This window comes from Streptomyces sp. NPDC051738, assembly GCF_044453205.1.
Lineage (GTDB): Bacteria > Actinomycetota > Actinomycetes > Streptomycetales > Streptomycetaceae > Streptomyces.
This window is the reverse complement of the sequence record NZ_JBITCM010000032.1, coordinates 37,455-62,264: the sequence shown is the minus strand read 5'-3', so window position 1 is coordinate 62,264 and position 24,810 is coordinate 37,455. Positions and strand designations below refer to the sequence as shown.

At 70.3% G+C, this 24,810-nt stretch carries 27 protein-coding genes; 10 read left to right on the top strand and 17 right to left on the bottom strand.

All coding sequences use genetic code 11. The features are described from left to right. Positions 1 to 95: 95 nt before the first annotated feature. The 5 genes from ACIA8X_RS43845 to ACIA8X_RS43825 all read right to left on the bottom strand — a co-directional run bounded on the left by ACIA8X_RS43845 (position 96) and on the right by ACIA8X_RS43825 (position 4,756). Complete coding sequence (locus ACIA8X_RS43845) at positions 96 to 1,676, bottom strand: ABC transporter substrate-binding protein (RefSeq protein WP_399460617.1); 1,581 nt, start codon at positions 1,674 to 1,676, stop codon at positions 96 to 98. 202 nt (positions 1,677 to 1,878) lie between these two features. Next, positions 1,879 to 2,640: an SDR family oxidoreductase gene (locus tag ACIA8X_RS43840; RefSeq protein ID WP_393461782.1), complete on the bottom strand. Its 762-nt coding sequence runs from the start codon at positions 2,638 to 2,640 to the stop codon at positions 1,879 to 1,881. A gap of 28 nt (positions 2,641 to 2,668) precedes the next feature. Further along, positions 2,669 to 3,430 carry a 3-oxoacyl-ACP reductase FabG gene (gene fabG, locus ACIA8X_RS43835; protein ID WP_093904097.1) on the bottom strand — a complete coding sequence of 254 codons (762 nt, stop codon included), beginning with the start codon at positions 3,428 to 3,430 and terminating at the stop codon, positions 2,669 to 2,671. 115 nt (positions 3,431 to 3,545) lie between these two features. Further along, complete coding sequence (locus ACIA8X_RS43830; RefSeq protein ID WP_393461780.1) at positions 3,546 to 3,995, bottom strand: DUF3037 domain-containing protein; 450 nt, start codon at positions 3,993 to 3,995, stop codon at positions 3,546 to 3,548. Continuing rightward, on the bottom strand, positions 3,992 to 4,756 hold the full coding sequence (locus ACIA8X_RS43825; RefSeq protein WP_393461778.1) for a HipA family kinase: 765 nt from the start codon (positions 4,754 to 4,756) through the stop codon (positions 3,992 to 3,994). Before ACIA8X_RS43825 ends, ACIA8X_RS43830 begins: the two co-directional genes overlap by 4 nt. A 220-nt stretch (positions 4,757 to 4,976) precedes the next feature. Between ACIA8X_RS43825 and ACIA8X_RS43820 the strand changes: the two genes are divergently transcribed. After that, positions 4,977 to 5,465 carry a Rieske (2Fe-2S) protein gene (locus ACIA8X_RS43820; protein WP_393461776.1) on the top strand — a complete coding sequence of 163 codons (489 nt, stop codon included), beginning with the start codon at positions 4,977 to 4,979 and terminating at the stop codon, positions 5,463 to 5,465. Here ACIA8X_RS43820 and ACIA8X_RS43815 read toward each other — a convergent pair. Next, positions 5,452 to 6,102 carry a cysteine hydrolase gene (locus ACIA8X_RS43815; RefSeq protein ID WP_399460616.1) on the bottom strand — a complete coding sequence of 217 codons (651 nt, stop codon included), beginning with the start codon at positions 6,100 to 6,102 and terminating at the stop codon, positions 5,452 to 5,454. The two genes, ACIA8X_RS43820 and ACIA8X_RS43815, sit on opposite strands and share 14 nt — an antisense overlap. A 160-nt stretch (positions 6,103 to 6,262) precedes the next feature. Here ACIA8X_RS43815 and ACIA8X_RS43810 point away from each other — a divergent pair, with 160 nt between their 5' ends. Continuing rightward, positions 6,263 to 6,730 (top strand): pyridoxamine 5'-phosphate oxidase family protein, encoded by a 468-nt coding sequence (locus tag ACIA8X_RS43810; protein ID WP_399460615.1) that lies wholly within the window; start codon positions 6,263 to 6,265, stop codon positions 6,728 to 6,730. Positions 6,731 to 6,736: 6 nt separating this feature from the next. Here the strand turns inward: ACIA8X_RS43810 and ACIA8X_RS43805 are convergent, their stop codons facing one another. Then, positions 6,737 to 7,639, bottom strand: coding sequence for a LysR family transcriptional regulator (locus tag ACIA8X_RS43805; protein WP_399460614.1), 903 nt, complete (start codon positions 7,637 to 7,639; stop codon positions 6,737 to 6,739). A 74-nt stretch (positions 7,640 to 7,713) separates the two neighbouring features. Here ACIA8X_RS43805 and ACIA8X_RS43800 point away from each other — a divergent pair, with 74 nt between their 5' ends. Next, positions 7,714 to 8,664 carry a DMT family transporter gene (locus ACIA8X_RS43800; RefSeq protein WP_393461768.1) on the top strand — a complete coding sequence of 317 codons (951 nt, stop codon included), beginning with the start codon at positions 7,714 to 7,716 and terminating at the stop codon, positions 8,662 to 8,664. Between the two features lie 98 nt (positions 8,665 to 8,762). On the opposite strand, the gene ACIA8X_RS43795 is transcribed toward ACIA8X_RS43800, so the two are convergent. Continuing rightward, a complete protein-coding gene (locus ACIA8X_RS43795; protein WP_393461766.1) occupies positions 8,763 to 10,094 on the bottom strand; it encodes an aminotransferase class I/II-fold pyridoxal phosphate-dependent enzyme in 1,332 nt (443 codons plus the stop codon). 35 nt (positions 10,095 to 10,129) lie between these two features. On the opposite strand from ACIA8X_RS43795, the gene ACIA8X_RS43790 reads away from it, so the two are divergent. Further along, positions 10,130 to 10,813 carry a pyridoxamine 5'-phosphate oxidase family protein gene (locus tag ACIA8X_RS43790; RefSeq protein ID WP_393461764.1) on the top strand — a complete coding sequence of 228 codons (684 nt, stop codon included), beginning with the start codon at positions 10,130 to 10,132 and terminating at the stop codon, positions 10,811 to 10,813. Further along, complete coding sequence (locus ACIA8X_RS43785) at positions 10,813 to 11,445, top strand: FMN-binding negative transcriptional regulator (protein WP_393461762.1); 633 nt, start codon at positions 10,813 to 10,815, stop codon at positions 11,443 to 11,445. The genes ACIA8X_RS43790 and ACIA8X_RS43785 overlap by 1 nt, the downstream gene beginning before the upstream one ends. A gap of 40 nt (positions 11,446 to 11,485) precedes the next feature. On the opposite strand, the gene ACIA8X_RS43780 is transcribed toward ACIA8X_RS43785, so the two are convergent. The 3 genes from ACIA8X_RS43780 to ACIA8X_RS43770 form a co-directional block, all read right to left on the bottom strand. Next, positions 11,486 to 12,430 (bottom strand): DMT family transporter, encoded by a 945-nt coding sequence (locus ACIA8X_RS43780; RefSeq protein WP_393461760.1) that lies wholly within the window; start codon positions 12,428 to 12,430, stop codon positions 11,486 to 11,488. A 176-nt stretch (positions 12,431 to 12,606) separates the two neighbouring features. Continuing rightward, entirely contained in the window at positions 12,607 to 13,611 is a 1,005-nt protein-coding gene (locus tag ACIA8X_RS43775; RefSeq protein ID WP_399460613.1) for an EamA family transporter, read from the bottom strand. A gap of 75 nt (positions 13,612 to 13,686) precedes the next feature. Further along, positions 13,687 to 14,244, bottom strand: coding sequence for a Clp protease N-terminal domain-containing protein (locus ACIA8X_RS43770; protein WP_393461757.1), 558 nt, complete (start codon positions 14,242 to 14,244; stop codon positions 13,687 to 13,689). Positions 14,245 to 14,443: 199 nt separating this feature from the next. Here ACIA8X_RS43770 and ACIA8X_RS43765 point away from each other — a divergent pair, with 199 nt between their 5' ends. After that, entirely contained in the window at positions 14,444 to 14,632 is a 189-nt protein-coding gene (locus tag ACIA8X_RS43765; RefSeq protein ID WP_393461755.1) for a hypothetical protein, read from the top strand. A gap of 114 nt (positions 14,633 to 14,746) precedes the next feature. Further along, positions 14,747 to 15,181, top strand: coding sequence for an SRPBCC family protein (locus tag ACIA8X_RS43760; protein ID WP_393461753.1), 435 nt, complete (start codon positions 14,747 to 14,749; stop codon positions 15,179 to 15,181). Positions 15,182 to 15,265: 84 nt separating this feature from the next. Here the strand turns inward: ACIA8X_RS43760 and ACIA8X_RS43755 are convergent, their stop codons facing one another. After that, on the bottom strand, positions 15,266 to 15,886 hold the full coding sequence (locus ACIA8X_RS43755) for a PadR family transcriptional regulator (RefSeq protein ID WP_393461751.1): 621 nt from the start codon (positions 15,884 to 15,886) through the stop codon (positions 15,266 to 15,268). Positions 15,887 to 16,555: 669 nt separating this feature from the next. On the opposite strand from ACIA8X_RS43755, the gene ACIA8X_RS43750 reads away from it, so the two are divergent. Beyond that, positions 16,556 to 17,365 (top strand): PhzF family phenazine biosynthesis protein, encoded by an 810-nt coding sequence (locus ACIA8X_RS43750; RefSeq protein ID WP_393461749.1) that lies wholly within the window; start codon positions 16,556 to 16,558, stop codon positions 17,363 to 17,365. A gap of 84 nt (positions 17,366 to 17,449) precedes the next feature. Here the strand turns inward: ACIA8X_RS43750 and ACIA8X_RS43745 are convergent, their stop codons facing one another. Further along, positions 17,450 to 18,250, bottom strand: coding sequence for a CPBP family intramembrane glutamic endopeptidase (locus tag ACIA8X_RS43745; protein ID WP_393461828.1), 801 nt, complete (start codon positions 18,248 to 18,250; stop codon positions 17,450 to 17,452). 104 nt (positions 18,251 to 18,354) lie between these two features. After that, positions 18,355 to 19,872, bottom strand: coding sequence for a glutamate-cysteine ligase family protein (locus ACIA8X_RS43740; protein ID WP_393461747.1), 1,518 nt, complete (start codon positions 19,870 to 19,872; stop codon positions 18,355 to 18,357). 578 nt (positions 19,873 to 20,450) lie between these two features. On the opposite strand from ACIA8X_RS43740, the gene ACIA8X_RS43735 reads away from it, so the two are divergent. Both ACIA8X_RS43735 and ACIA8X_RS43730 read left to right on the top strand, forming a co-directional pair. Continuing rightward, on the top strand, positions 20,451 to 21,065 hold the full coding sequence (locus tag ACIA8X_RS43735; RefSeq protein WP_393461745.1) for a hypothetical protein: 615 nt from the start codon (positions 20,451 to 20,453) through the stop codon (positions 21,063 to 21,065). Positions 21,066 to 21,493: 428 nt separating this feature from the next. Further along, positions 21,494 to 21,700 carry a DUF5999 family protein gene (locus ACIA8X_RS43730; RefSeq protein ID WP_177000843.1) on the top strand — a complete coding sequence of 69 codons (207 nt, stop codon included), beginning with the start codon at positions 21,494 to 21,496 and terminating at the stop codon, positions 21,698 to 21,700. Between the two features lie 164 nt (positions 21,701 to 21,864). Here ACIA8X_RS43730 and ACIA8X_RS43725 read toward each other — a convergent pair whose 3' ends face one another. From ACIA8X_RS43725 to ACIA8X_RS43715, 3 genes are all read right to left on the bottom strand, one after another. Beyond that, on the bottom strand, positions 21,865 to 22,908 hold the full coding sequence (locus tag ACIA8X_RS43725; protein WP_393461743.1) for an endo-1,4-beta-xylanase: 1,044 nt from the start codon (positions 22,906 to 22,908) through the stop codon (positions 21,865 to 21,867). Between the two features lie 56 nt (positions 22,909 to 22,964). Continuing rightward, positions 22,965 to 23,729 (bottom strand): carbohydrate ABC transporter permease, encoded by a 765-nt coding sequence (locus ACIA8X_RS43720; protein ID WP_393461826.1) that lies wholly within the window; start codon positions 23,727 to 23,729, stop codon positions 22,965 to 22,967. A gap of 68 nt (positions 23,730 to 23,797) precedes the next feature. After that, positions 23,798 to 24,805: a carbohydrate ABC transporter permease gene (locus ACIA8X_RS43715; protein WP_399460612.1), complete on the bottom strand. Its 1,008-nt coding sequence runs from the start codon at positions 24,803 to 24,805 to the stop codon at positions 23,798 to 23,800. Positions 24,806 to 24,810 lie beyond the last annotated feature (5 nt).

The following is a 24,810-nucleotide window of genomic DNA, read 5'->3' as shown; positions in this document are numbered from 1 at the left end:
CTTCAGGGCCGCACCGTGTGCGCCCCGCGGACGGCCGCGCCGGAGCGCGGCCCCCTTTCGAGCACAGAACCTACAGGCGCCCACTGACAATCGCGCTACCAGCTGGTCTTCCGGGACAGCGTCCACATCGTCATCATCGTCGCGGGGTCGATGGACTGTTCCGCGCCGGAGATCTCCTCGCTCGCGGCCACGAACTGCTTGCCCTGCCACAGCGGCAGAAGTCGTGCGTCCTCCACGACGATCTGCTGGGCTTCCTCGAACTCCTTGGCCACGGCGCCGCGGTCGCTCTTGCGGCGCGACTCGGGCAGCAGCGTCTCGGTGATCTTGGGCGCCACGTAGGGCGTGCCGAGTGCGTTGTCCTGACCCACGAAGGGCGCGACGAAGTTGTCGGCGTCGGCGAAGTCAGGGAACCAGCCACGCCCGAACACCGGGTATTCGCCGTTCTGGTAGCCCTGCACGTACGTCTTCCAGGGACGGCTCTTGAGGGTGACGGTGAACAGTCCGGACTCCTCCAGCTGCCGCTTCAGCTCCTCGAACGCGGGCTTGGTCTGCGAGCCGTAACGGTCGCTGGTGTACCAGAGCTGGAGCGGGACGGGATCGGTGATGCCCGCCTCGGTGAGGATCTTCTTGGCCTTGTCGGGGTTGGGGTTCCCGAAGCTGTCGAAGAAGCTCGTGGTGTGGCCGACCAGACCCCGGGGGATCATGGAGTACAGCGGTTCGACGGTGTCCTTGTAGACCTTGTGGGCGAGCGACGGTCGGTCGATGACCTGGGCGATCGCCTTGCGGACCTCGGGCCTCTTGGCCCACGGGTCCTTGGGGTTGAACACCAGGTAGCTGATCTCGGTCGTGGAGTTCTCGATGAGCTGGAGCCCCTCGTCCTTGCCGTTCGCCTGGATGTCCACGGTTTCGGAGGCGGGCAGTCCGCGGTAGATGACGTCGATCTGCTTGTCCTTCAGGGCGTCGACCATCTCGGACGACTGCTTGAAGTAGCGGATGGTGACGCCGTCGTTCTTGCGGTCCGCGATTCCCTTGTAGGTGTCGTTGCTGACGAGCTCGGCCTGCTCGCCGTCCTCGTAGGAGGAGAGGCTGTACGGCCCCGAGCCACTGATCTTGCCGTCCTCGCGGAGCTTGTCCGCGGCGTACTCGTCGGGGTTCACGATGGACATCGCGGGCGTGGACAGCACGAACGGGAAGGTGGCGTCGGGCTCGTTGAGGTGGAAGACGACCTCGCGGTCGCCCTTCACCTGGACCCGGGAGAGGCTCCCCAGCAGTCCCGCGGGGCCGCCATTGACCTTGATCTTCTTGATCCGGTCGATGGAGTACTTGACGGCCTGGGCGTCCAGCTCCCGTCCGTCGGAGAACGTCAGACCCTCGCGCAGCGTGCAGCTGTACACCATGGTCGAGGTGTCCGTGAACCTGCAGCTCTCGGCGGCGTCGGGCTCGGGCTCGGACGCGCCGGGGTTGTAGTTCAGCAGGGTCTGGAAGACATTGCGGAACAGCTCCCAGGAACCGTCCCAGGCGGCCGCCGGATCCAGCGTGCTCGGGGCACTGGTGGTCCCCACCACGATGGGACTCTCACTTTCGGACGAGTCCGAGGAGAAGACACCACATCCGGCGACCATGCCTATGGCCGAGACCGCCGCCAGCTGACGGAGGTATCTGTCCCGCTTGAACACGCGCACCATCCTCGATCGGGCATATCACAAGGGTGGCCAGACCATACCGCAGTGTTCGGCTGCTTGGACCTCCGCCCTGGCAAGCCCTTGATCAGCGCGTATGTCGGTGGCGGGAAACAACGGCGCTCCTCCTTCGCGCACCCCCGACGAGGTGGGCGCCCGCGCGTTCGTCGACTCGCCGCGCAGGCGCCCACCGCCGTCGTCAGCCGACGCCGGCGTTGAGGAAGATGCCGCCGTCGACGACGAGCGTCTGCCCCGTGACCCAGTCGGACTGGTCCGAGGTGAGGAACGCGGCGGCGCCGCCGATGTCGGAGGGCACGCCGAGCCGGGCCAGCGGATAGGCCGCGGCGGCCTCCGCCTCCCGGCCCTCGTACAGGGCCTGCGCGAACTTGGTCTTCACCACGGCCGGCGCGATGGCGTTGACCCGCACCTTGGGCGCGAACTCGTGCGCCATCTGCTGGGTGAGGTTGATCATCGCGGCTTTGCTGACGCCGTAGGCGGCGATGAACGGCGAGGGCGCGATGCCCGCGACGGAGGCGATGTTGACGATGGCGCCGCCGTTGTCCTTCTGCCAGGCGTGCCAGGTCTTCTGCGCGAAGCCGAGCGCCGAGATCACGTTGGTCTCGAAGACCTTGCGCGCGACACCCAGGTCGAGGTCGGCGAGCGGCCCGAAGACCGGGTTCGTGCCGGCGTTGTTGACCAGGAAGTCGACCCGGCCGAAGGCCTCCATGGCGCGCTCGACGGCGACGGCCTGGTGGGCCTCGTCGTGCGCCTTTCCGGCCACGTAGATCGCGCGCTCGGCGCCGAGCTGCTCGACGGCCTCCTTGAGGGCGTCCTCGCCCCGGCCGGTGATGACGACGCGGTCACCGCGCGCGACGAGCGCCTCGGCGACGCCGTAGCCGATACCGCGGCTGGCGCCCGTGACGAGGGCGACCTTGCCGGAGAGTTCAGGCAGTGCAGTCATGTCTGTCATTTCCGGGTATCCCTGATCCCTAGTCGAGCGGTCCGCCGGCGACGTACAGCACCTGGCCGGAGACGAACCCGGCCGCCTCGCCCGTGAAGAAGGCGATGGCGTTGGCGATGTCCTCCGGCTCGCCGACGCGCGCCACCGGGATCTGGGTGGCCGCGGCGGCCTTGAAGTCCTCGAAGCCCATGCCGACGCGGTCGGCGGTGGCCTTGGTCATCTCGGTGGCGATGAAGCCGGGGGCGACGGAGTTGGCGGTGACGCCGAACTTGCCGAGCTCCTTGGCGAGGGTCTTGGTGAAGCCCTGGAGGCCGGCCTTGGCGGCGGAGTAGTTGACCTGGCCGCGGTTGCCGAGCGCGGAGGACGAGGAGAGGTTGACGATGCGGCCGAAGCCCGCGTCCACCATGTGCTTCTGACACGCCTTGGACATCAGGAAGGCGCCGCGCAGGTGGACGTTCATGACGGTGTCCCAGTCGGAGACGCTCATCTTGAACAGCAGGTTGTCGCGCAGTACGCCCGCGTTGTTGACCAGGATGGTCGGGGCGCCGAGCTCCTCGGCGATCCGCGCGACGGCCGCCTCGACCTGTGCCTCGTCGGAGACGTCGCAGCCGACCGCGAGGGCCTTGCCGCCGGCCGCGGTGATCTTCTCGACGGTGTCCTTGCAGGCCGCCTCGTCGAGGTCGATCACGGCGACCGCGCGGCCCTCGGCGGCCAGTCGTACGGCGGTGGCGGCGCCGATGCCGCGCGCTCCGCCGGTGACCACGGCGACCCGCTGCTCAGTGGTGGACATGGATGGACTCTCCTCGGGTGAGCGACCGCTTAGTACCTTCGATGGACGTGACGCTAGAAGTCCTGGCACGCGGTGTCAACGGTGACCGCGCGCATGTGATCCATTACCTGATCCGTCACTTCACCAACCGGTCGAGCAGCCGCGCCGCCTCGGCCGCCGGATCGGACGTGAATCCGGTGTGCACGGGTCCCGGCTGGACGACCGTCGAGCGGGGCGCGATCAGCCAGCGGAAGCGCCGCCCGGCGTCGTCGCCGGCCGCCTGCCCCGCCGCCTCACCGCCCCCACAGACGCCCTCGACGGCCCCGAGCGCGGCCCTGACGCCGGCCACGTCCGCGTCGGGGTCGAGGGCGAGCAGCCGCGCCTCGTCGAGGTGGGTGCGGGCACCGACGTAGCCCCGGGCCCGGCAGTACACCAGGACGCCCGCGTTGATGCACTCGCCGCGTTCGACGCGGGGTACGACGCGCAGGAGGGCGTACTCGAAGACGTCCCGGTCGTTCGACTCGCCGCCCCGGATGATGTGGCGTTCGACCACATGGCCGGCCATATGGATGTGGCGCTCGCTCACTTGCTCTCCTCGATTCCGGTGACGCGCTCATGGACGCCGGCCGCGCGGGCGAGCAGAGGCCGCGCATACGCCCGCCGGAGCTCATCGGGTGTATCGAAGCCCGGTTCGCCGGCCAGCCAGGTGTCCGGGATCGCGGCGGTCACCTCGGCGAGCAGGTCCTCGGTGATCAGCGGCGCCAACTCGGCTGCGGCGCCCCGCACTTCGGGCGCGAAGGAGGCGAGGGCGTGGTCGGAGGCGTCGTACGGACGCGCCGCCGATGCCTCGGCCCCGGGCCAGTTGTGGTGCCAGATCATGGTCGCGCCGTGGTCGATGAGCCACAGCTCGCCCTGCCACATCAGCAGGTTGGGGTTGCGCCAGGAGCGGTCGACGTTGTTGACCAGGGCGTCGAACCAGACGATACGGCCGGCCTCTTCGGCGCTCACCTCGAAGGCCAGGGGATCGAAGCCGAGCGCGCCGGAGAGGAAGTCCATGCCGAGGTTGGTGCCGCCGCTGGACCTGAGCAACTCCTGTACCTGCTGGTCGGGTTCGCCCAGTCCCAGCACCGGGTCGAGCTCCACGGTCACCAGCCGGGGCACCCTGAGACCCAGCCTGCGGGCGAGTTCACCGCAGACGACCTCGGCGACCAGCGTCTTGCGGCCCTGTCCGGCGCCGGTGAACTTCATGACGTACGTACCGAGGTCGTCGGCCTCGACGAGTCCCGGCAGCGAGCCGCCCTCACGCAGGGGCGTGATGTAGCGGGTCGCGATGACTTCCTTGAGCATCGCCCCAGGTTACTGGCGCCCGGGCAGGGGCCGGGGTGGCCAGGGCGGGCGGCGATGAGTTCGGGCCGACAGGAAACCGACAGCTCTGGACAGTGAACCGACAGCTCCGCTTTACCCACCTCTTCGCCGGACCGAGTCAGGATTTCGACAGCGTCTGAACAGCCGGTCCGTACGGACCGTACCTCTCGGCAGATCACGAATTACCGGAAGGAACGTCAGCATGACCAGCGAATCAGTTCAGCCGGTGTCGAAACCCAGTCGCCGTACCGTCGTGGCGGCGGTCGGCGCCGCGGGGCTCGCCGTTGCGCTGACCGCGTGCGGGTCGGACGACGACGCGTCCGGCTCGTCCACCGAACAGGGCGCCGCCGGTGGCGGTGCGACAACGGAAGCGGGCGGCTCGTCGAGCGAGGCCGGCGCCGGCGGTGCGGCGCTCGCGCAGACCGCCGACATCCCGGAAGGCGGCGGCAAGGTCTTCAGCGACGAGAAGGTGGTGGTCTCCCAGCCGACGGCGGGCGACTACAAGGCCTTCTCGACGATCTGCACCCACCGGGACTGTCCGATGACGGACCTCCAAGGGGACACCCTCACCTGCGCCTGCCACAACAGCCAGTTCTCCGTCCTCGACGGCAGCGTGAAGAAGGGGCCCGCCACCGAACCACTGGCCGCCAAGGAGATCAGCGTGGCAGGCGACTCGATCACGCTCGCCTGACCCCGCGGGGACGCTTGAGGCAGCCCAGTACCTCGTCCGTGGTCGCGACCGTGGCGACCAATGCGAGGGTGTGGCGGATCATCGCCGGGGTGTAGTCGGAGGGCACCCCGGCGATGGCGTCCCGTGGCACGACCACGGCGTATCCCCGGTTCACGGCGTCGAAGACGGCGTTGGGTATCGCCACGTTGGCCGAGACGCCGGTGACGATCAGCGTGCGGCAGCCGAGGTTGCGCAGCAACGCGTCGACGTCGGTGCCCTGGATCGGGGACAGGCCGTGCAGCCGCCGTACGACGAAGTCCTCCTCGGCGACCTCGATCTGCGCCGCCACCCGCACCGCCGCGCTGCCGGACAGCTGCTGGACGGGGAGCCGTTCGGCGGCGCGGAACAGCCGCGCGTTGTGGTTGGCGCCGCGGCCGTCGGGACGGCGTTCGGCGATCGCGTGGATCACCTGGACGCCGCTCTCGTGGGCCGCCGCGACCAGCCGGGCGACGTGGGCGAGGGCACCCGAGGAGCGGGCCTCCGTGGCGAGTTCGGGCAACGCGCTGTCCGGTCCGACGACGCCCTGCTGGCACTCGACGGTGAGCAGGACGGTGGTCGCGGGGTCGAGGAGTTCGCTGAGTTCGGCGTGCGACGGCATGGTTCCCCCTGTGACCGACGGCGGTGTGGGCGGGCGAGCGTAGCCACCATTGCGTAAGGACGGAACCACCATTGCGTGTCGACGGAAGACGACCCATCCTTTTCTGACGTGATGTCAGAGGATCTCTCCTCTGACACGACGTGAGAGAAGAGGGGGCCGCATGACCGTGACTCAGCGCCGGGGCCGGAAGATCATGATGACGCCTGGCGAGCTGGACGAGTTCCTCACCACCCAGCGCACCTGTCGGGTCGCCACGGTGTCCACCGACGGCTTTCCGCATGTCAGCGCCCTGTGGTTCGCCTGGGACGGCATCTCACTGTGGCTGTACTCGGTCGTCCGCAGCAAGCGGTGGACCGATCTGCGGCGCGATCCGCGGGTGGCGATCGTGATCGACACGGGCGAGGAGTACGAGCAACTGCGCGGCGTCGAGCTGTCCGGCACCGTCGATTTCGTGGGCGAGATCCCGCGCGTCGGCGAGCTGCGGGCCGAACTCGACGTCCCCGAGACGCTGTTCGCCCGCAAGAACTTCGACATCGAGGAGATGCCGCACGACGGTCGGCACGCGTGGGTGCGGCTGACGCCCGAGAAGATCGTGTCGTGGGACTTCCGGAAGCTGGGGGCGCCGTAGGCGGCGTCAGGAGATGTTCGCCCCCGCGTCACGCAGTGCCCGTACCGCCGCCCGGATCGACGGGCGGCGGTCGGCGTCGGCTCGCCAGACGACGAAGACATGGCGCCGCACCCGCTGCCGCAGCGGCACGGTCACTACTCCGGCGGGCATCGGATGGCGCCCCAGCAGGGGCGCGATGCACACACCGAGCCCGGCGGCGACCAGCGCGAACTGGGTGTGTGACTCGGGGGCCCGGTGGCCGAGATGGGGCTCGATGCCCTGGGAGCGCAGCGTGAACATCAGCCACTCGTGACAGAACTCGCCCTCGCCCCAAGTGATCCACTCGTCCTCGGCGAACTCGGCGAGATCCACCTCGTCCCGATCGGCGAGCCGGTGCCCGGCGGGCATCGCCACGTCGGCAGGGTCGTCCACGATGTGCGCCTTGACCAGGCCCTCGGGCAGCGCCATCGGCTTGTTGTACCAGTCGAGCACGACGGCCAGGTCCAGGTCGCCGCGGATCACTCCGGCGATGCCGGCCTCCGGTTCAAGCTCGCAGGAGCGCAGACGCAGCGCGGGGTGCTCCGTGCGCAGGGTGGAGAGCGCGGACGGGAACAGCCCGCGTGCGGCGGTCGGGAACGCCGCGACTCTCAGCTCGCCGACGACCTGTCCGCGCTGTGCCTCCAGGTCGGACTGGGCCAGCTCGACCTGCGACAGGATGCGCGCGGCATGCTCGGCGAGCAGCCGGCCGGCATCGGTGAGCCGCACGCCGCGGCCGTTCTTGGCGAGGATCTGCTGGCCGACCTCGCGCTCCAGCTTGGACATCTGCTGGGACACGGCGGACGTCGTGATGTGGAGCCCTTCGGCGGCGCCACTGACCGAGCCGTGGCGGGCGAGGGCGTCCAGGGTGCGCAGGCGCTCCAGGTTCAACATGTAAGCGATTCTACGAGATACCCGGCGCGAGTTCTCGATTGTGCTACGAGGTTCTCTGCAGCATCGTTGCTGCCATGACCACCGCCTCCACCGCCACCACCGCCCCGCGCAACCCGGCCGCAGCGCCTGTCCGGCCTCGCCCCCGCGCCCGTCTCGACTGGCGGTTGCGCTTCGCCGCGCTCTCCCTGATCTGGGGCTTCAGCTTTCTGCTCATCAAGGTGGGGACCCATGGCTACGCGCCCTTCCAAGTCACGCTCGGGCGGCTGGTGTTCGGTACGGCGGTGCTGGCGGCGGCGATGCTGGTGAAGCGGGAGCGGCTGCCGCGCGGGGCGCGCACGTGGGGGCATCTGGCGGTCGCCGCGTTCCTGCTGAACGCGCTGCCGTTCTCCCTGTTCGCGTACTCCGAGCTGACCATCCCGTCCACGCTCGCGGGTATCTGCAACGCGACGTCGCCGCTGTGGGGCATGGCCCTGTCCCTGGTCGCGCTCTCGGAGGACCGGCCGACGCGGGTGAGGGTGGCCGGGCTCGGAATCGGGTTTCTCGGGGTGCTGACGGTGCTGGGGGCGTGGCAGGGGTTCACCGGGCTGGACGCCACGGGGACGGCGATGGCCTTGCTGGCCTCGTTGAGCTATCCGATCGGGTGGATATACGTGCGGCGGACGCTGGCCGGGTCGGGGGCGTCGCATCTGTCGCTGACCGGGGCGCAGTTGTTGTTGGCGTCGGTTCAACTGGCCGTTGTGACGCCCCTGTTCACGTCGGTTCCGGCTCACTGGGAGTTGGTGCCGTTGCTCGCGGTCGTGGCGTTGGGTGTGCTGGGCACCGGGCTCGCCGTGTTGATCCAGTACGGGCTGGTCGCGGAGGTCGGGCCGACGACGGCGCAGATGGTCACGTACTTCATTCCGGTCATCGCCACGGGGGCGGGGGTTGCCCTGTTGGGCGAGTCGTTGAGCTGGTCGACTCCGGTGGGGGCGGTGGTCGTGCTTGCGGGGGCCGCGCTTACTCAGGTGCGGCGCAAGAGCGCCTAGTGGGGTGGGTGAACGTCAATCGTTCGCGACTGCGGGCAGGTTGTGGCTGGTCGCGCAGTTCCCCGCGCCCCTTTGAGGTTGGCTGTCCTTCCCCGGCGTTACACATATCGCCTCGCCGGTGCCGGGGCCACCGCCGACGCCACCGCATCCGCCAGCGGGGCTACCTCCTCCGGGCCCAGGGTCGCGACCGTGACCCTGATCCCGGGCTGTGCGCCCATTCGGAAGCGGGCGCCGGGGGCCACCGCCCAGCCGGCGTGGAGGAGGCGGGCTACCGCGGTCGTCTCGTCGGGGACCGGGATCCAGACGTTGAGGCCGCTGCGGCCGTGGGCCTCGACGCCGCGTTCGGCCAGGGCCGTGAGGAGCAGGTCGCGGCGGCTGCGGTACGCCTTCGCCACCGCCGTCGGGTCCAGGGCGCCGTCGGTCCACAGCCGTACCACGGCCCGCTGTTGCAGGCGGCTGACCCAGCCGGGCCCCAGTCGCTGCCGGCCGCGGACCCGGTCGACCGTGACGGAGTCCCCGGTGAGGACGGCCAGGCGCAGGTCGGGGCCGTAGGCCTTGGCGACCGAGCGGACGAAGGCCCAGGTGCGGGTGGTGCCGGACAGGGAGTGCAGGGGCAGGTCGACGATGCCGTGGCCGTGGTCGTCCTCGATCAGCAGGATCTCCGGGTGCTCGCGGAGTACGGAACGCAGGGCACGCGCGCGCGTGGCGCTCACCGCGGCGCCGGTGGGGTTCTGGGCGCGGCAGGTGACGATCAGGGCACGGGCCCCGGCCTCCAGGGCTCGCCGTACGTCGTCCTCCCGCGGCCCTTCGTCGTCGACGGCGACCGGAGCGGTGCGCAGCCCGAGCGCGGGGATCATGTCGAGGAGGCTGCCCCATCCGGGGTCCTCGACGGCGACGGTGTCTCCCGGTTTGAGGTGGGCCGCGAGTACCCGCTCGATGGCGTCGAGCGAACCGGAGGCGACGGCCAGGGGGCCTTCCGGCACTCTCTCGGCGGCCAGTTCGGCCCGTGCCATCCGTGCCAGTTCCGGCTCCACGGGGTCAGCGCCGTACAGCACCGGTTCCCGGTCGCTCTGTTCGGCCGCGGCGGCGAAGGCCTTCGCGAGGGAGGGCAGCAGCGCCGGGTCCGGATTGCCGTTCGCCACGTCGCGTACGCCCTCGGGCGCGACCACCCGGGCACGCTCGCGCCCGGTCGTGGCCGGCCTGGGCCGCACCCGGCTGCCCCGGCGGCCCGCGGTCTCGATCACTCCACGCTCACGCAGGGTGCGGTACGCGGCGGCGACGGTGTTCGGATTCACTCCGAGCTCGACCGCCAACTCCCGCATGGGCGGGAGGAGTTGGCCGGGCTCCAGTTCACCTGCACCCACCGCACGCTCGACGCTCGCCGCAATCTCTGCTGCGCGTCGGCCTTCGATCCGATATCCTCCTAGCACAAACAAGATTATGCACTAGTGCAATGGAGAACGCAATGCAGGGGACCCCGCAGCCGACGTCGCCGCCCGCCGCCTACACGCCGACCGACCGCACCGTCCCCACGCGCTCGCCGAACCGGGCGTCGTACGACAAGGAACTGGTGCACGCGATACTCGACGAGGCCTACGTCTGCCATCTCGGATTCGTGCGCGACGGCGCTCCGGTCGTGCTGCCCACGCTGTTCGGCCGGGTCGGCGACACGCTCTACGTCCACGGTTCGACGGGCTCGCGCCCGCTGCGGATGACCGGCCAGGCCGACCCGGGGCTGCAGGTGTGCCTGACGGTCACGCACGTCGACGCGCTGATCCTGGCCCGCTCGGCCTTCCACCACTCGATCAACTACCGGTCGGTGGTGGTGCACGGGCTCGCGTACGACGTGACGGACCCCGAGGAGAAGCGGGTCGCCCTCGACGCCCTGGTCGACCATGTGGTGCCGGGCCGGGCGGCCGACTCCCGCCCCGCCAACAAGAAGGAGCTGGCCGCGACCGCCGTGATCCGCCTCGACCTGAACGAGGTCTCCGCCAAGCTGCGCACCGGCGGTGTGAACGACGAGCCGGAGGACCTCGCCCTCCCCCACTGGGCCGGCGTCGTCCCGCTGCGCAAGGGCTACGAGGCACCGGTCGGGGACCCGGACCTGGCCCCCGGCACCCGGCTCCCCGACTACCTCGGAGCCCTGTGATGCTGATCCACCCCTGGGACGCGCCCCACGACGACACCGAGTGGCAGCGGTGGCTGGCCGTCCACGACTTCGGGCAACTCGTCGTCAACGGCCTGGACGGGGAGCCGCCTCATGTCCAGCCGCTGCACTTCGTGTACGACGCCGAGCGCGGCGAGGTCGTCACGCACCTGGCCCGTCCGAACCCGATGTGGCCGGCCCTGTTGGCCGACCCCGAGGTCGTCCTGAGCGTGGTCGACGACTACGTGTACGTACCGGGTCCCTGGCAGGCGGCACCGGAGGAACCGCCCGAGCACGGCACTCCGACCAGCTTCTACGCGGCCGTCCAACTCCGGTGCCGGGCCCATGTCGTGGACGACCCGGCCGAGAAGGCCGAGATGCTCAACCGTCAGGTCGGCCACTTCCAGCCGGAGGGCGGTTCGGCGACGGTCGCGGTGGGCGAGGTGCCGTACGGCCGCCTGCTGTCCGGGCTCCGCGGGGTGCGGCTCGAAGTGACGGGCGTACGGGCCAAGTTCAAGTACGCGAATCACCGGACCGATCAGGTCAAGGACAGGGTCGCGGCCAGTCTGGCGCAGCGGAACGGTCCGCGGGACGCAGCCGCCCGCGACCACCTGCTCCGTCGGCGCACGGGCTGAAAGAGGGGCCCGTCACCCGTGCGGTGCGGGCCCCTCGGCGTCAGGCCGGCAGCGGCTTCCGCCGTGCGCCGCGCGTCTCCGCCGCCGCGAGACCCGCGACCGACCCGAGCATCAGCAGGGTGCCGACGAGGGTCGGTGCCGTCAGGTGTTCGCCGAGCAGGAAGACGGCGAGCACCGCCGCGCTGACCGGCTCCAGCAGCATGATCACGGACACCGTGGCGGACCGTACGGCCGCCGCGCCCGCGAAGTAGAGGGCGTACGCGAGGGCCGTGGGCACGGCCGCGATGTACGCCACCAGCCAGCCGAGCCGGACGGGGTCGACCGTGTGCGGCAGAAGCCCCTCGACGAAGGCGAACGGCAGCAGGCACAGGCTGGTGACCGCGAAGGCCCAGACGGACGTGGCGGCGGCGTCGGCCCCGCCGTCCCGGCCCCACTTGCGGGTCAGCAGGGTCATCACGGAGTACGCCGCCGCCGACACCAACGCGAGCAGCACGCCCCACGGCCGTACGGTCGCGCCCTCACCGCCGAGTGCGAGCACCGCGAGTCCGGTGAGCGCGCCGGCCACCGCCGCGACGCCCCCGCGGCCGAGCCGCTCCCCCAGCGTCAGCCGGGCGCCGAGGGTGATGAACACGGGACCGGCGCCGAGGGTGACGACGGTGCCCACGGCGAGTCCGGTGGCGTCCACGGCCGCGAAGTAGGCCGTCTGGAACACCGCGAGCCCGAGACCCGTGGCACCCGCCCGCCACGCCTTGCGACCGAGAGGCTCGGGGGTGACGGTCCGCGTGCGCGGACGCAGCGGCCGGACGGCGAGCAGCAGCACGAAACCGACGGCGCAGCGCCAGAAGGAGAGGGCGATCGGCCCCATGTCGCTGGTCCGGTAGACCAGCGAGGCGGCCGCGCCGGCGGTGCCCCAGGCGGCACCGGCGATGATCAGGTAGAGGAGGCCTCGCCCGATGGGCAGGCCGGAGACAGAGGTGTTCGACACGAGTTGTTCTCCGCAGACATGCAGAAGTTCTTGGAGGAGCCCGGCTCAGCGGGATCCGTGGACTTCGTCTGCGGGCAGCACCGTTCCGCCCGGCGAGTCGCCGGGCCGATGTTCCGGAGGGCCCGCCTCAGGCGGCCGGAGGCGGAAGAACGAGCGTCGAAGGCATGACGGCGAGCCTAGGCGACGTTTCCGCGGGCGGACAACTCGCGCTCGGGACCGCCGCTCGCCACCGGTTCGGCCGGGCTCTTGGCGGGCGCGGACGACTGCGCGATGAACGCCCCGAAGAGGACGACCGCCCCGCCGATGATCTGCGGCGCCGAGAGGTGCTCGCCGAGCAGGAACCAGGCGAGGACGGTCGCGATGACCGCTTCGAGGCAGGCCACGACTCCGGCGACCTGAGGCGAGAGCCGTCGTACCGAGACCACGCCGGTGACGTAAGCGATCACCGTCGCGACGAGCACGATCCAGGCGAGCAGCACGCCGGCCGCGACCGGGGTGCCGTTCATGTCGGCGGTGTCCGCGAGCAGCGACCAGTCCAGGTTCCAGGGGCGGGCGATGACGGTCAGGACGGCGGCGCCGATGAGCAGGCCGTACGCGATGACGCCGAGCGGGTCGGGGGCGGCGTCGCCGGAGTCGCTGCCCTGGTCGGACAGGACGAAGTAGCCGACCTGGCAGCAGGCGGCGCCGAGCGCGAGGAGCAGTCCGAGGGCGTCGAAGCTCAGGCCAGACCAGACCTCGACAACACAGGCGAGGCCGCCGACCGCGAGGACCACGCCGACGGCGGCGGCGCGTGTCACCGGCCGCCGCTGCACGAACCACACCCAGCCGAGGACGAGGGCGGGCGCCAGGTACTCGACGAGCAGCGCGACGCCGACCGGGATCCGGGATATCGAGGCGAAGTAGAACGCCTGCACGCCGGCCACACCGAGCAGCCCGAACCCGGCGAGCAGCGCGGGACGGCTGCGCAGCAGGTCGCGGTGGCGCACGGCGAGCGGCAGCATCACCAGGGCGGCGCCGGCCACCCGCAGCCACACCACGTGCAGCGGGTCGAGCCCCGCCTCGATCAGCGGCTTGGCCGCGACTCCGGATCCGCCGAAGGCGACCGCGGAACCGATCGCCAGACCGAGCCCGACGCCCTTGCCACGGCCGGCCTGACTGCTCTCATACGTACGCACGGGCACATGATGACAGGCGATGACAGGAGCGTCATCCCCGGTGACACCTGTCTCACCGAGTGGACGGGCGGGGTTCGGCGCCTAACGGGCGGTGTCGCCGGCCACGTACTCGTCACGCCGCTCGTCGATCCGGGCGCGCAGCACGTTCGCGTCGATGCCGGCGCGGTCGAGCACCTCGACGGCTCGCGCCTGCCGGTCCAGCACGATCGCCGCGAGCAGGTCGATGCCGCGAGCCTGGGTGTCGCCGCGCCGGGCGGCGTGTCGACGGGCGTGCTCCATGGCGCTCGCGGCCAGCGGGGAGAAGCCCTCGCCGTCCATCACGACGGGTACGGCGCCGGAGTCCTCGACGGTGCCCTGCCAGCGCAGGCCGTAGCCGATGGTGCGCTGCACGAGGTAGCCGAGCAGGCGGGCGATCTGGGGGCCGTCACCGAAGACGGCGTAGACGCCCGGGTCGTGCTCCAGGAGCGAGTGCAGCAGATGGGCCGTGTCGATCTGCCGGTCCCCGTCCCTGACCGCCCGCCGACGGGCACCGGAGACCACCGCTGCCAGCTCGTCGCTGAGCCTGGCATCGTCCGCCGGGGCGTCCGGGCGCCGGCCGTCCGGCTCCTGGGCCGACTGCCGGGGAATACGGGGTTGCACATCCCCTACCCCATCAGCCCCTTCGCGCCAGGTCATCCCCGAGAGGAAGCATCTTCGCGTCCCACACAGAGTGGACTCCGCCGGCCGACATCTCCTCCTTACGGATGACATCACGCCGAAAGCCCCCGGAGGGGCGCGCGCCCCTTTGCCATGCGCCTCTTACGCAACCAAGGCGCTCCGTCGCACGTCCCTCAGGAACATGGAGAGCAGGTGCTGGCTCGTGGCGCTGCCTGCCGTTGACGGCAGACAGTACGTCTACCGGGTGTACGCGCCGGAGGACGCCCTGCTCGCCGATTTGTTCTGGGATGCGTGGCACTGCCACGACGAGAGCGCGTTGCCTCGGGCGTGGGATGTGTTCGACGCGGCGGTGATACGGCGGGTGGGCTGAGTCCGCGGGGCGGGTCCGCGTCTCCACACTTTCTGACGGTTCATCAGTATTGAATGTTCCACGCCCCACGGCTACGTTCCGCGACACCGTAGCCCGAGACGAAGGGGTGGTCGCATGGCCGAAGTCAGCGCGGAGGCACGCATCGAGGCACCGGCCGAGAAGGTATGGGCGCAACTGACGGACTGGCCGGCGTACGGACAGTGGAACGCCACCCACACCAGTTTCCCGGGCGGCGGCCCCGCGGCCCTCGAAGTGGGCGGGACCTTCGAGGAGAACATGAAGCTGATGGGGTTCCCGGCCGAGGTCGAGTGGACCATCGAGGAACTGGAGCCGGCGCGGGTGCTGGCCATTCGCGGCAAGGGCCCCATGGCCGTGACCGTGGCCACGCGCTACACGCTCACCCCCGATGGCGACGGCGCCGCCACGACCGTACGCATCGACGGGGAGTTCACCGGGGCGGCGGTGTCACTGATGGCGGGCAAGCTCAAGGACTCGGCCACCGCGGCGCTGAACGAGTCGCTGCGCAAGCTGGCGGGGTTGGTGACCTGACCGGCCGCGCGACACCCACGAAGGCGCCCCGTGGAGCGTTCCACGGGGCGCCTTCACTTACGGCGGGGAGGCCGCCGGCGCCGCTCAGTCCTCGTCGGCGAGGATCAGGTACAGCTTCTTGCGGGCGTCGTTGATGACGGCCAGCGCCTTGTCGCGCTGGTCCTTGCTGCCCGTCTTCCAGACCTGCCCGAAGGCCTCCATCAGACCGAAGCCGGCCTGGCGGATCTCACCCAGAGCCTCCCAGTCGACACCGCGGGAGGCTTCCTCCCAGGGCGCCTCGGGCCCGCCTTCGGCCGCCTCGCGGCCCGCCTCCGTGAGCGAGAAGAGCTTCTTGCCTCCCTCGCTCTCACTGGCGATCAGGCCCTCGTCCTCCAGCAGCTGGAGGGTGGGGTACACCGAGCCGGGGCTGGGCTTCCACGCCCCGCCGCTGCGCTCGGCGATCTCCTGGATCATCTCGTAGCCGTGCATGGGGCGGTCCTTCAGCAGGGCGAGGATCGATGCCCGTACGTCACCACGCCGCGCCCTCCCTCGCGGTCCGCCCCGCCCCCTGGGCCCCCAAGGGCCGGGCCCGCCGAAACCAGGCCCACCGAAGCCGGGGCCGCCGCCCGGGCCGAAGGGCCCGAAGGCACCGCGAAGGCTCTCGAAGCCGCCTCGGCCGTGCTGACCGTGTCCACCGTGTCCACGCTCGTATCCATGGGAACGCATCGCAATCACTCCATTCCATCGTTGATCTGTCGCGATGCGTCAACGATATATCGGAACAGTTCGAATGGCAAGGGTCGGATTGAGATGGGCGGGTGGGTCGGCGAGGTGTGCCATGACCTGGCACGGAGGGGCACGGGGCGTACGGCACGGCGCTCGGGCGTGGGATACGGCGAGGCCGACGACTGGCGGTCCGGCCTGGAGGATCAGGGGCGCCTACCGGATGTGCGGGGCCCGGGAGGAAAGTGCGTACAGCTGCCGGTTGCTCCGAGCCATCGGACGGCCGCCGGTCCAGTCAGAGGACCAGGCAAACCGTTCGCGCAGCCCCGGCTCCGCATGAGTCCCACCGGTCGCCACGCCCAATCCCCGCTCCGCAAAAGTGCCTCAGGCCACCACCCCTACTCCACACCGGCGCCGCAAGCCGTCACCCCTCGTCCCGCGCACCGATATCCGCAGCCACTCTCCATGCGCCACCGGCTCCACGCCCCTATGCCACCCCAACACCTCACCGCATGACCAACCGTGTCGGCTCGTCCCCGCCCATGCACCCACCTCACCCGGAAAGGCCCTTGCCCCGCCTCCTGCTTCCTCCCCGACCCCACCCCGAAATCGGTCCAGCACCCCCGAATTGGCCTTGGCCACCCCCTCCCCGCACCCCCTAGCGTCAGCGCCATGCGGATTCGAATCGTCGATGCCTTCACCGACCGTCCCTTCTCCGGCAACCCGGCCGGGGTCCTGCTGCTCGACGGCTTCCCGGAGGACGACTGGCTCCAGAACGTGGCCATGGAGGTCAATCACGCCGAGACGGCGTTCGCGCATCGGCTGGCCGAGGGCGGGGAGGCCGACTGGGCGTTGCGGTGGTTCACTCCGGTCGCCGAGGTGGCGATGTGCGGGCACGCCACGCTCGCCACGGCCCATGTGCTGCACAGCACCGGCACCCACGAGGGACCCGTACGGTTCGCCACCCGCAGTGGCGTGCTCGTGGCCACGCCCCGCGAGGACGGCTCCGTCACGCTCGACTTCCCGACCGCCCCGCTCACGCCGGTCGAGGTCCCGGACGGGCTCGCGCAGGCATTGGGCGCCGAGCCGCTCACCACCGTCGACACCGGTCCGAACGTCGGCGACCTGCTCCTCGAACTCGCCGACGAGAAGGCCGTCCACGCCCTCGCCCCGGACCTCAAGGCGCTCGGCGCCCACTCCCGGCGCGGCATCATCGCCACCGCCCGCGCGCAGGACCCCACCCGGGGCTACGACTTCGTCTCCCGCTGCTTCTTCCCGAACGTCGGCATCGACGAGGACCCGGTCACCGGCAGCGCCCACACGGCCCTCGCCCCGTTCTGGTCCGACCGCCTCGGCCGGACCGAACTCACCGGCCTGCAGGCCTCCCGCCGCTCCGGCCGAGTCCACACGGAACTGCGCGGCGACCGCACGCTGCTGAGCGGCCGTGCGGTCACCGTCATCGAAGGGGAGTTGATCGCCTAGGAAGGCAGCTACGGAGGACGCCGGAGGGCACCCGAGCATGACGAAGGGGGCGTACGAGACCGTCGTACGCCCCCTCGAAGACGCTCACGCCGTCGGCAGCCACCCCACCTTCCCGGCCAGCAGCGCATACCCCACGAACGCCCCGATATCGAGCAGGGAATGCGCCACCACCAGCGGGCCCACCCGCCCCCAGCGCCGGTACAGGTACACGAACACCACGCCCATGGCCATGTTGCCGATGAAGCCGCCGATGCCCTGGTAGAGGTGGTAGGAGCCGCGCAGTACGGAACTGGCCACCAGCGCGGTGCCGGGTGTCCAGCCCAACTGGCCGAGGCGGCGCAGCAGATAGCCGACGACGATGACCTCTTCGAGGATCGCGTTCTGCATCGCCGAGAGGATCAGCACCGGGTACTTCCACCACACCTCTGGCAGCGCCTCGGGCACCACGGTGAGGTTGAAGCCGAGCCCGCGAGCGGCCAGGTAGAAGGCGATTCCGGTGCTGCCGATCACCGCCGCGATCGCCGCACCGCGGCCGAGGTCGGGCCAGGGCCGGGTGCGGTCGAAGCCGAGGGTGCGCAGGCTCTGCCCCTCGCGCAGCAGGAAGTGCGCGACGAGCGCTACGGGCACCAGGGCGGTGGTGATCCCGAAGAGCTGCCAGGCGAGATCCAGCCAGGGACGGCCCGGCGCGGCCGAGGCGTTGAGGGTGGCCGCCTGGTCCTTGAGCCCTCCGGGTTTGGTGACCGACCCGACAAAACTGATCAGGGCGGACACACCGCTCGCACCGAGCGAGAGCGCCAGAACGAGCAGCGTCTCGTCACGGAAGATCCGTCGGGTCGGCCGCTCGTGCGGAAATGAATCGGCCAGGGGGCCTGCCTCGCCCTGCACACGTGCCTCCAGTCGCACCACCGTCATGGGACGCCACAGCTTGCCCGATCAGTATGGAGCGGGCATCGGCGACCCCCATCGAGGCGACCCCGTGCGACCGGCCCTCACCCCAACGGCACCGGCTCCAGCAACCCCACCGGCCAGGTGTGCACCGGATCCCCGCGATGCATCAGCTCCCGGTACCGCCGCGTCGTCGCCGCCAGTGCCGCCTCCCGGGTCATCCCGGTCTCCCGTGCCCGGTGGAAGGTGGCCGCCTGCCAGGACGCGCCGTTCATGCGCCGTCGGCACCGCTCCTCGATGACGCCCAGGTAGAGATCCCGGTCGGCCGGCTCGACTCCCCACGCGTCCAGGCCGACCTCGGCCAGCGGCAGCAGTTCGTCGCGTACGAGGCTCACCGCGTCGACCTCGGTCGTCCCGCCGTACCGCCCCCGCCGGGGCCAGCGCAGCCGGGCGTCGATGCCGTGCTCGCAGGCCGCGTCGAAGTTGGCGGCCGCCGCCTCGAAGGGCAGCCGGGTCCACACCGGCCGCGACTCCTCGGCGAGGGCGCGGACGACGCCGTAGTAGAAGGCCGCGTTGGCGATGACGTCGGTGACGGTTGGCCCGGCGGGCAGCACGCGGTTCTCCACGCGCAGGTGCGGGACGCCGTCGGCGATGCCGTAGACCGGGCGGTTCCAGCGGTACACGGTGCCGTTGTGCAGCACGAGTTCGGCGAGCGTGGGCGTGCCGCCCGCGTCGAGGACTTCCAGCGGGTCCTCGTCGTCGCAGATCGGCAGCAGGGCGGGGTAGTAGCGCAGGTTCTCCTCGAAGAGGTCGTACGCCGAGGTGACCCACCGCTCCCCGAACCAGGTGCGCGGCCGCACGCCCTGTGCCTGGAGCTCGGGCGGGCGGGTGTCGGTGGACTGCTGGAACAGCGGTGGGCGGGACTCCCGCCACAGCTCACGCCCGAAGAGGAAGGGCGAGTTGGCGCCCACGGCGACCTGGGCGGCGGCGACCGCCTGCGCCGCGTTCCACACGTCGGCGAAGCGGCCCGGGGTGACCTGGAGGTGCAGTTGGACGGAGGTGCAGGCGGCCTCGGGGGCTATGGACTTCGAGGTGCAGGTCAGACGCTCCACGCCGTCGATGTCGAGCAGGAAGTCCTCGCCGCGGGCGGCCACGATCTGCTCGTTGAGCAAAGCGTAGCGATCGACGGCGGAGAGGTTCGAGGAGACCAGGTCGTCCCGGTCGAGGGTCGGCAGAATGCCGATCATCACGATTCCCGCGTCGAGCTCGCCCGCTTTTCGGTCGGCATATGCCAGTGACGTACGGAGTTCCTCGGCGAGCCGGTCGAATACCCGCTCCTGCAACCGGTGTGGGGCTATGTTCACTTCCAGATTGAACATGGCGAGTTCTGTTTGGAAATCACGGCTCGCGATCCGCTCCAGCACCTGCGCATTCAGCATTTTCGGCATGCCGTCGGCGCCGGCGAGGTTCAATTCGATCTCCAGCCCCATGAGGTTCTTGGGGCGGTCGAACCGCTTCTCCTCCAGCAGCCGCTCCAGGCCCGTCAGACACTGCCGCAGCTTCTCGCGGTAGCGCTGGCGATCGGACAGATCGAACCGACCTGCCACGACCTTCTCCCCCATCGAAGCTTCCCTCCTCGGACGGGTGGGCCCCGGGGGCCCACCCAGCGGGTCCTGGATCCGACCGCCGGTCTCCCGGGTCAGGTGGGATGATGCCCAGCCGAAGCGATCGATAACGTCCCGCGTCCGCCCGGCGCCCGCTAGGCTGTCGGAGTCACCGGCGGCACATTCACCGGGCATGCGGCACCGTGCAGTTTCGGACGGCTCACGAACTCGTGAAAAACGCCGACGAGAATTGGCCGACCGCACCGGGGCGTTTTTCGAGGTCATCGCCGTCTGATCGGCCGGGAATCGGGATGATTCCCGCATATCTCCGACCGAATGAACCCTTGCCGGGTGCACCGAAATCGGTTAGACGAAACACTGTCTGAACACCCGTCGTATAAACTCCGCAATCAAGGCAGAGGGTTGGCGCCCGCGGTCCCAGGACCTGTCGTCAGGTGAACGTACGGCAGGCCCCACACCCCCCTCGCGCTCCCTGACCCCGGCCCCCGCCTCTCTGACCTCCGTGAGCAGACAGCGCCGTCCGCCCCCGCCCCGCCCTCGCGCCACCGTGCCTGCCAAATGAGAGGCGACCCATCATGCCGCTGCATGTTCCCCCGGCTCCCGCGCCCGCACTTCGCTCCGTCCTCACCGCACTCGGTTCGCCCACCGCGGTCCGCGAGGCCCGAACACCCTCCCTGCGCGCAGCCCAGGGACCCACCACACCCGAACTCCCGCTGCCCGTACACGTGGTGGACGAGATCACCCCGGCGGGCGTGTCCGCGACTCGGCTGGCGGGCTGGCGCTTTCTGATCCACTGCGGGGAACGCGCGGTGGCCGCGGCCGAGACCCGCCTGACCCCCGACGGCTGGGCCTTCTCGCACTTCTTCGAGGGCCCGTACATCGCCTCCACGGAGCGCGCCCTGCGCCAGGCGGAGAAGATCCAACAGCCCTTCCAGCCGCGCCTGCTGTCGTTCCCCGGCCTCTACATGCTCACCCTCTGGCTGCACGGCGACTGCACCGCGGACGGCGCCGCCGGCCACCCCGACGCCGCCGACATCCTCATCCCGCTGGCCCCGGCCCCGCCCGGCATCGCGTCGCACCTGCCGCACCGGGTCGCCGAGCTGCTCCCGGTGCTCACCCACCGGGCGACCCCGACCCCGGCCCCGGCTCCACTGCCGCCGCTGCCGCCACTGCTCGGCTCACCCGCCTGACCGCGCGCCCCGCGAGCATCTCCGTACCCCGTCGCCCTCTTCCGGGTCGCGGGGTACGCGGCTGAACGGGGGCGGGACTACGCTCGTATCGGACAACGGGAAACACACGCGAACCGCAATCGGCTCGCACGAGCGAGAATGCGCTCGAATGAGCCTCCCAGGGCCTTCGGATCACCCGGACTAGCCCTATCCGACCACGGCGAACCATCCGAAGTGACCGTCGAGTTGGAATGAACCGCCGGCGTTCGGGATGCGTCATCAACCTGTAAGAAAGCGGTGCTGCGAAATCCCTGCGGATTGACGCCCGTGGGGCAACACTGGGTTCCGACCGACCTAAACAACGGGGGGCGGCCATGAACGAGTCTTCACGCCGCGAAACAGACACCACAGCCATCTCACACATCACGCCAGAGCGAAAGATCCCATCCATGTGCCAGCACCAGCCATCGTGCCCGTCAGCCAGCTCCGCCGACCGGGAGTCCGCCCGTCTCGTGGCGCACCACCCGGAGCAGGGATGGAGCCTGCTGTGCAACGGTGTTCTGCTCTTCGAGGACACCGGTGAGCTCCTGCCGGACGGCCAGATCATCGCCCCGCACCGTCCGCATGGCACCGGCAAGGTGGTAACCGCCGCGTAATGCCCGCCGGCGGATCACGCCGGAGAGGCCCGCACCACCGGGCGGCGCGACGGACGCCCGGCGTTCTTCCAGGGGCCGGTCGCAGACCCTGACTGCGAGCCGGCCCCCACGTGCGTTCAGGGGCGGTCACTCAACGTAACTCCTCGGTCGCCCTCCCCCTCGGCCTACTTCAGCGCCTCCCGTATCGCGAAGTACGCCGGCTTCGGCCGCAGCTCCTCGTCCCACGGCAGCGCGGCGCCCTGGCCCTCGAAGAACGCCGGGATCCAGCTGTACTTGTCCGTGTAGTCCCAGAGCGTGATGCCGACGCATCGGCGCACCGCGAGGCAGGCGTCGGTCAGATCCGCGTACCACTCGGCCTGCTGGGCCAGCTTCTCCTCGGTCGCGGGCAGGATCATCCGGATGTCGACCTCGGTGAGCGCGGTGTCCAGGCCCAGCCTGGCGAAGCGGCGGAGGTTGTCCTCCAGGGTGGTCGGATAGCCGTACTGAAGGGCCAGATGGGCCTGGAGACCGATGCCGTCGAGCGGGACACCCTGGGCCTTCAGCTCCTTGGCCAGGTTGTAGTAGGCGTCGCTCTTCGGGCCGATCCCCTCGATGTTGTAGTCGTTGAGGTAGAGCTTGACCTTGGGGTCGGCCTGACGGGCCCAGCGCAGGGCGTCGGCGATGTAACCGGGGCCGAGCGTCTTGTAGAAGATCGTCTCGCGGTACGTGCCGTCCTCGTTGAACGCCTCGTTGACGACGTCCCAGGCGAACACCTTGCCCCGGTAGTGCCGTACCTCCTTCTGGATGTGGTTCTTCAGTACGGCCCGCAGCTCGTCCGCCGTCCACTCCTTGCCGGTGAGCCAGCCGGGCAGTTGGCTGTGCCAGACGAGCGTGTGGCCGCGTACCTTCTGGTGGTTGGCGCGGGCGAGGTTCACGATCTCGTCGCCCTTGGTCCAGTCGAAGACGCCCTGCTGGGGCTCGGTGGCGTACCACTTCATGCCGTTGCCCGGCGTGACCTGGTCGAACTCGCTGCCCAGGACGGCCTTGTACGGCTCGTCGACGAGCTCGGGGTTGTCGGTGGCGCTGCCGAAGTAGCGGCCGTGGCGCTGGGCGAGGTCGGCGAGCGTGGTCGGCTTCTCGTGCGCCTGGGCGGGCGCACTCGTGCCGACTCCGGCGGCCATCAGGGCGGCGGCGAGGACGCCGACGAGTCTCAGACGGTTCTTGCGCATGGTGCGACTCCTCACGTGCGGATGTGTGGGCGAGCCGTACGGACCCCCGGCGCGGGTCATCCCTTGGTGGCGCCGGCGGTGAGGCCGCCGACGAGCTGGCGCTCGGCGACCGAGTAGAAGGCGAGGGCGGGGACCATGGCCAGCACCAGGTAGGCGAAGACGCGGGCGAAGTCGCCGGAGTACTGGCCCTGGAACTGCTGGACGCCGAGAGGCAGGGTCCACCAGGTGGAGTCGGTGAAGACGAGCAGCGGCAGGAAGAAGTTGTTCCAGCTGGTGACGACGGCGAGGACCGACACCGTGCCGAGCGCCGGCCGTGCCATGGGCAGCAGGACCCGCCAGAAGAACCCGAGCGGACCGCACCCGTCGAGCGTGGCCGCCTCCTCCAACTCGCCCGGGATCTGCCGGAAGAAGCCGCGCAGGATGATGATCGTCATCGGCAGCCCGAAAGCGGCCTGCGGCAGGATCACGCCCAGCGGGTTGTCGAGCAGGCCCATGGAGCGCAGCAGCAGGAACAGCGGCAGGGCCGCCACCGCGAAGGGGAACATCAGCCCCATCGTGAACAGGGTGAACAGCAACTCCCGCCCGCGGAAGGCGAACCGGGCGAAGGAGTACGCGGAGAGTGCGGACAGCGCGACGACGATGACGGTCGTCGTCACGGCGATCAGCGTGCTGTTGCCGAGCAGCCGCCAGAAGTCGCCGGAGCCGAGGATGCCGGTGTAGTTGCCGGTGACCCAGGGGGCGGGCAGTCCGACCGGGTTGGTGGAGAGCTGGTCGGTGGACTTGAAGCCGGAGAACAGGGCGTAGAGCAGGGGTACGGCCATCACCGCGCCGACCGCGACGAGGACCACGTGCAGGGGCAGATTCCTCAGGTTCCTCAGGCTCTTGCGGCTCACTTGCCGTCCCCCCTCATGGTGGTCGTGGCCCCTTCGAGGTCGCGGCGGAGCACGAACCGCTGGTAGGCGAGGGCGAAGACGAGGCTGATGCCGAACATGGCCACGCTGATCGCGCTGGCGTAGCCGACCTGGTAGCGCTTGAAGCCGTACTGGAACATGGTCACGGCCATGGTCTCGGAGTGGTGGTCGGGGCCGCCCTGGGTGACCACCCACACCAGGTCGAACAGCTGGATCGCCCCGATGACCGAGAGGAAGACGCTGATGCGCAGGGTGGGCGCGAGCAGCGGCAGGGTGACGTTGCGGAAGCGCTGCCAGGGTCCGGCGCCGTCGATGAGCGCCGCCTCGGTCAACTCCCTGGGGATGGACTGGAGTCCGGCCAGGTAGAGCATCATGTGGAAGCCGAAGTACTTCCACGTCATGACCAGGAACAGGGTGGCCATGACCATGGACGGGTCGGCGAACCACTCCCCGCCGATGCCGTCCAGGCCGATCCCGCCGAGGATCCGGTCGGCGAGCCCGTCGTCGGGGGCGAAGATCATGCCGAACAGGACGCCGGTGATGGCCTCGGACAGGACGTAGGGCGCGAAGAACAGCATCCGGTAGACGGCCCGGCCGCGGATCTTCTGGTTGAGCGCGACGGCCAGGGCCAGCGCGAACGGCAGTTGGAGTACGAGGGACAGGGCCACCAGGACGAAGCAGCGCCACAGGTCGCCCAGGAAGACCGGGTCGTCGAAGAGCCGGGTGAAGTTGTCGGCGCCGATGTAGTCGGACGGCATCCCGAAGCCGCCCCAGCGGAAGAAGGCGGCGTACAGCGCGAACAGGATCGGCAGCAGCACCAGGATGAGGAAGAGCACGAGTGCGGGCACCTGGAAGCCGACCGCGGTGAGCCAGTGCAGCGCACGCCGCCGGGCCCGCCCCCGGGCCGCGCCGGCGGACGGGGGCGGGGTGTCGGCGTCGGGGCCGCCGGGGCCGGTCCGCTTGTCCGGCAGGAACGTGGAGGCCATTGTCG